The following is a 6,531-nucleotide window of genomic DNA, read 5'->3' as shown; positions in this document are numbered from 1 at the left end:
TTAAAGGCAAAGGGCTGTTAGACTTGGAAAAGTATGCACGTTTGAAAACCCTTGCGAAAGCTCAATGAAGAACTCTATCGGTAAGCCGTATGAGGGAAAACTTCACGTACGGTTTGATGAAGGGGGTACTGATAGTCTAAACTATTTTTCTTATCTTTGTGAGAAAAAAAATATGAATAGGCTATCAGGCTCTACTCTACTGCACAAACAAAAAAAGCGACACTAATGACGAAAATGCAAGCGAATTTTATTTTTCGTCATTAATGTATTATCTTTGCCTCAAAATATTAGGATGATAGAAAGAAAAACATATCTAAAACGGCTAAGGCAACTCAAAGACCAGAACTTAATAAAAGTTATTACTGGGATAAGGCGGTGTGGAAAATCTACTCTTTTAGAAGCTTTTAAAAATGAGTTGTTATCGGGTGGAATTGCTCCTGAAAACATTATCTTTCTCAACTTTGAAGAACGAGAAAATTTGCACCTTGCAAATTGGACAACACTTTATGATGAAATTATAGAAAAAGTAAACCCAAAAGAAAAGTACTATATCTTCTTAGATGAAGTACAAATGATTAATGATTTTGAGAAATTAGTAAATAGCTTATACACCAAAAAGAATGTTGACTTATATGTTACAGGGTCTAATGCCTACTTGCTGTCAAGTGAATTAGCAACTTTTTTGACAGGAAGATACATCGCAATAAATTTGCTGCCATATTCATTTAGAGAATATGTGTCTGCATACAAGGATGAAAAGAATACAGATCGCTTGTTTAGAAAATTTATCAATGAGAGTTGTTTTCCTGAAGCAGTAACACTTTCTCAAAATGATGAAAACTTGGTAAATGATTATCTTCAGTCAATATATGACACAGTAATAATAAAAGATATTTCTCAGCGACATAATTTGCGAAATGTTCACAACTTGCATCGCATTGTAAGCTTTTTATTTGATTCTGTAGGGTCTTATGTTTCTCCGACAAACATTGCTGCCCAATTAAATCACAACTCATCAAAGAAGATTTCACATAATACCATTATAAAGTATTTAGATTTTCTTACTCAATCATATATTTTATATGCTTCACCTCGCTATGACATAAAAGGAAAAGAATTACTTTCTACTAACGAAAAATATTACGTCGTTGATTTAGGATTAAAAAATATTACAGCTACAAATAAGTATGATGCTGATTTAGGGCGCAAGCTTGAAAATATAATTTATTTTGAACTTTTAAGACGAGGTGGAAAAGTTTATGTGGGTAAACATAACGATAGAGAAATTGACTTTGTGGTGCAAAAAGCAAACAATGAGCGAGAATATTATCAGGTAGCTTTTACTATAAATGACGAAAAAACATTTAATCGTGAGATTTCGGCATTTGATAAAATAAAAGACAATTATCCTAAGTTTCTTCTAACACTAGATTTTGATAATACAAGCATAAACGGTATTCAAAAAATAAATGTTATTGATTGGTTGCTAGAATGAAATTAATGTGAACATAAATGCCAGTGCACAACACTTAAGAATATAAAAACAGCGTAAAACTACTGAGTCGGGCTCCCCAATAAAAAATCTGGATTGAACTAATATAGTGAAGGATTTGGTTTATATGCAATTTTAATAGTTTGTAGATTTTGGAGAGAAAGGTGAGATTGAGGTGTGTTTTCCGAAAGTAAGGGTGTAATTGATATTGTTATTTCTCATTTTTTTTCTCCATCTTTACATCTTTTATAAATTAATAAAGATGAACTTACGAGATTATTACTGAATTAGCTGGCTTGGGTTTAGTTCAACTTTTCGTATAAGTAATGGCAGGTGATGTGCTAAATATCAAGGTCTGAAGCCCCCTCAGACTGCGTAGCGGTTTGACAGGAAACTACCACGTAATCTACCACTACTCATACAATTTACCGTTCGCTTCAAGGCAAAAAAAGGACAATAACAAAAAATTAGTTTAAAATGAAAAGGCGTATTTTTCTAAGATTGGCAGGAATATCAGCAGTATCTTCATTAGTATCAAATGTTTTTGCACATGAGGCAAAAGGAAATGTTACAAATAAAAAAACATTGACCAACCCTTTTGAAACAAAAGGGAAATGGTATAAAGCTGCTCTGCATGTTCATACCACCAGTAGCGATGGGGATGTGGATGTGGCAACACGTTTAAAACAATACAGAGATAAAGGATTTGATGTAGTGGCAATAACCGATCACAGAACAACAAATGATTTATCAGGCTTTTCAGACATGAAGTTTTTGGCATTGAGCAGCATTGAGTTTCATCCTGAAACCTATTCGGGAGCTCCTACACATCATTTTCTTGGATACGGATTACCACATCCTTATACATACAATAATAGTTTATCCGCACAAGAGATGATAGATGATATAAAAAGTAAAGGTGCAAAAGTGTTTTATGCGCATCCGTACTGGACCGGACATACTTATGTTGAAATGACTGAAGTATCGGGGTATTTAGGTGTTGAGGTGCACAATCAGGTGTGTCAGGATGCTGAAAGTGGTAGTGGGCGCGTGCATTGGGACCAGATGTTGAATAAAGGACATGTTCTGTCAGGTTTGGCAAGCGATGACGTACATAGAAGCAGCGAGGTTGGCAAAGCGTGGACGATGATAAAAGCTAATAAATTAGACGATGAAAGTATTCTTGAGGCACTTGAAAATGGTTGTTTTTATGCTTCCAAAGGTCCTGTAATAAAAGATTACCAAATGGGTAGTAACTTGAAAATAGAAGTAGAATGTTCACCAGTAAAAAAAATAGTATTTAGAACAAGCGGTGCCGGTAATGGTAAAGTTTTTAAGGCAGAAAATGGAGACGATCTTCGAAGTGCTGAGTGGAATTTGAGCAGAAAGAAGCCCGAATGGGTAAGGTGTGAAGTTACAGATAAAGATGGTAATACCGCATGGACAAATCCTATTTTTCTGGGAAACCCAAAATAAACTATCTTTTAGTAATGTAAGAAAACAGTAGAGTAAGATAAATGAAACTATTAAAATAGCCCAAAAGCGAACACTTTGCATAAGTAATGACAGGAAACTAGCACGCACGGTTCTTAGGGGGCGTAAACTACCCTGTTGCATTATTAGCAAAAATTGATCTATATAAAATATGAAACTTAATATACTCCTCTTTTTACTTGTTATTGGTGGATTTAAATGTATTGCACAGCAAACTGAGAAACTCACCTCTTTTGTACTTATAGTTCAACCAATTATTGTACAGTCAGACGAAGGGACTGATCCAGCCTCTATGGCTCTACCAGAAAATCTTGTGGACTATGCGTACTCGAAGGCAGAGGTAGATTTTCATTTCCTAGAACCCATTAATTTCAATAATACCAAAGCTCGTGATGGTTATATTAATTTAGACAGTATTGTTAGAATAGCCAATAAGGAAGGATATCTAAAGGGGCAAAATGATATTGTTAACATGTTTTTTGTCAATGCCGTTGATGGACATAAAGGACCTTTAGGCAGAGGTATGATGGGAGGTAATATTACATTTATAGCTCTTGGCAATGACTCCGTAAAATCGAATGAAAATTTAGAAGCATTTGTAATTGCCCATGAGGTTGGTCATAATTTATCTTTAACGCATGCAATTGATGATGAAAATGTACCAGATAGTGTACCTAATATTCAGGGTGATGGTGATTTTGAAGATAGAATTAATCCTAAATACAGCCTGAATCAATATCAAATAGATATTGTCCAAAAAAGCCCCCTGGTACATCCTAGAGTTGATTTCCTAAATACAGAACGTGCTGCTAAAGCTATTCTCGATGAATCTTATGAACCTTATTTTTCGCAATTGCAAATTAGAGAAATAGAAGCGTTTACTAATTCGGAAGTTACAACAACGAACCTTGATAAAGCACATGAGTATGCAAAAGAAAAGTTTGCATTAGCAGTTACTGATTTTTCAGAAAGAGAAAAAAAATGCATTTCGTTTGTGGTAGATAAGATTACTGCTATTCTACTTGAAAATGATATTGGGTTGATGGCGTATCAACCATGGCGTTTTATTAAAGTTAAAAATTGGCTTTGTGGTGGATTTGCACATACTAGAGGAACATATATAATTTTGAGTCAACGACATATTGATCATCTTTCTGAAACATGGAATGACAATATGACTGCTGAAGAAGAGAGAATCCTTCTAGAAAAAATGGGTGCTTTATTGGTACATGAACAAATGCACTCCTTACAGCGAACATTCAAATCGAAGTTTGAAAATTTATATACAGAATACTGGAATTTTACCAAGGCACATGTTTTGAATGATTCCATTATTAGAAAAGATCAAGTTTCAAATCCTGATGCTCCTATTGCCGAATGGTTGATTGCCAACCCTAAAGATGCAAACTCATTTTATTGGGTGAGAACATTGTTTAAAGAAACTGAAGGGATTCCGGTCATGGGGAAAGACTTTGCGGATAAAGTGTTTGTTGTAAAAAAAATAAACGGAAAGTTTTCTACAGTAAAATCAGAAAACAGCAATTTAGTTTATACAAACCTTGATAGCATTGACTTCTATACAAACGCCTTTCCAACATCTCGAGGTATAGACCATCCGAATGAAATATCTGCGTATATGTTTTCAGATTACTTTAAGTCTTTATTTTCTAATACAAAGCCTTTTAATGAAACTAATGGAAAAAGCTTAAAGAATTCAGATTTATTTATTCAATGGATAAAGAAAGAAATGAAATGAAATAAACAATACATAACACCTAAGAATATAAAAACAGCGTAAAACTACTGAGTCGGGCTCAGTGTGAGGGAAAACTTCATGCACGGTTTGATGAAGGGGGTACTGATAGACTAAACTAATTTTCTTATCTTTGTGAGAAAAAAAAATATGAATAGGCTATCAGGCTCTACTCTACCCACACATATAAAAGAATGAACCGATGTATATAATTAACAAAGTAGAAAACAGAATATCAAAACTTGAAGAAAAGACCTTTCACGAACTCAAATTTAAAGAACGTGAGAACCTACAAGAATGGATTGCAAATAATCCATCCTCACTTGGAGAAGATTTGTTAATTATCCAGAAGGAATTTAACGGATTTGGAGAAACTAACGAAAGGCTTGATTTATTAGCCATTGACAAAATTGGAAATTTAGTAATTATCGAAAACAAACTTGACGACTCTGGTCGAGATGTAACGTGGCAGACAATAAAATATGCATCATATTGTTCAAGTTTGACAAAACAAGAAATAATTAAAATTTATCAAGAGTATTTGGGCAGTTCTGCAAAAGCAGAAGAGAAAATATCTGAATTTTTTGAAGATAAAGACATCGAAGAGATAATTTTAAATCAAGGATTAAACTCTCAGAGATTAATTATGATTGCTGCTAATTTCCGAAAAGAAGTTACATCATCAGTTTTGTGGCTATTGAACTTCAAAATGAGAATCCAATGTTTCAAAGTAACACCCTTTGCTTTGGACGAACAATTATTCTTAAATGTAGAACAAATTTTACCAACAAAAGCAACAGAAGATTTTGCAATTAGTATTGCTTCAAAAGCACAAGAAGAAATTGAAGTACAAGAGACTATGCAAAATAGACATATTGTTAGATTAAAATTCTGGGAGCAATTTTTGAATGCAAGTAACCAAAAAACAAATCTATTTTCTAATAATTCACCTTCAAAAGAAAGTTGGATAGGTAAAGGGATTGGTATGAGTGGTGGAAATATGAACATGGGTATCAGTGGAAATTATTGTAGATGTGAAATTTATATAAACAAAGGTGCAAAAGAACTTAATAAAGAAATCTTTGACTATCTATTTGAAAGGAAAGAAAAAATAGAAGAAATTGCTGAAAGAGAATTAGAATGGGAACGAATGGATAATAATAAAACAAGTCGAATAAAACTTGAATTATCGGGAGTTTCATTGTTTGAAGAAGAAGATTGGAATAAAATGATTGATTATCTAATTGACGCTTCAGTTCGAATGGAAAAAGCATTTAGAGAACCGATTAAAAAATTGAATAATAAACTGAAAAACAGATAAATACGTGTGGTAACACTTAAGAATATAAAAACAGCGAAAAACTACTGAGCCGGGCTTCCCAATAAAAAATCGGGATTGAACTAATATAGTGAAGGATTTGGCTTATATGTAATTTTAATAATTTGGAGATTTTGTAGGGAAAGGTGGGATTGAGCTGCGTTTTCCGAAAGTATGGGTATAATTGATATTGTTATTTCTTATTTATTTTCTCTATCTTTACATCTATTAAAAAATAATAAAAGATGAACTTACGTGATTATTACTGAATTAGCTAGATTGGGTTTAGTTCAACAGATTTTATAAACGAAATTAGTTAATTGTGATAGATATAAGAAATTTCGCGTATACAAATGTTAGCTCCACAGATAAAATAAATGAAAACATTAATAAACTCATTCTAAAATGCTAAAAACTAACCTGATTAATTCATAAACTTTTTTTTCATAAACGTTTCTACAATTTTCATGCTCA

Annotated in this window: 4 protein-coding genes; all 4 read left to right on the top strand. The window is 32.9% G+C overall.

What is annotated here, in order from left to right:
• The first annotated feature begins 292 nt into the window (after positions 1–292).
• Positions 293–1,495: an ATP-binding protein gene (locus tag HN894_17455; GenBank protein ID MBT7145112.1), complete on the top strand. Its 1,203-nt coding sequence runs from the start codon at positions 293–295 to the stop codon at positions 1,493–1,495.
• A gap of 474 nt (positions 1,496–1,969) precedes the next feature.
• Positions 1,970–2,968, top strand: coding sequence for a CehA/McbA family metallohydrolase (locus HN894_17450; protein MBT7145111.1), 999 nt, complete (start codon positions 1,970–1,972; stop codon positions 2,966–2,968).
• Between the two features lie 169 nt (positions 2,969–3,137).
• Positions 3,138–4,742, top strand: coding sequence for a hypothetical protein (locus HN894_17445; protein MBT7145110.1), 1,605 nt, complete (start codon positions 3,138–3,140; stop codon positions 4,740–4,742).
• Between the two features lie 199 nt (positions 4,743–4,941).
• A complete protein-coding gene (locus HN894_17440; GenBank protein ID MBT7145109.1) occupies positions 4,942–6,060 on the top strand; it encodes a DUF4268 domain-containing protein in 1,119 nt (372 codons plus the stop codon).
• The last annotated feature ends 471 nt before the right edge of the window (positions 6,061–6,531 follow it).

This window comes from Bacteroidota bacterium (assembly GCA_018692315.1).
GTDB lineage: Bacteria > Bacteroidota > Bacteroidia > Bacteroidales > JABHKC01 > JABHKC01.
Note: the sequence above shows the minus strand (reverse complement) of the source record. Positions and strands in the feature narration are given on the sequence as shown.

Coding starts and splice junctions, on each gene's coding strand:
- HN894_17450 (MBT7145111.1), top strand. CDS start 1,970: ATGAAAAGGCGTATTTTTCTAAGATTGGCAGGAATATCAGCAGTATCT.
- HN894_17445 (MBT7145110.1), top strand. CDS start 3,138: ATGAAACTTAATATACTCCTCTTTTTACTTGTTATTGGTGGATTTAAA.
- HN894_17455 (MBT7145112.1), top strand. CDS start 293: ATGATAGAAAGAAAAACATATCTAAAACGGCTAAGGCAACTCAAAGAC.
- HN894_17440 (MBT7145109.1), top strand. CDS start 4,942: ATGTATATAATTAACAAAGTAGAAAACAGAATATCAAAACTTGAAGAA.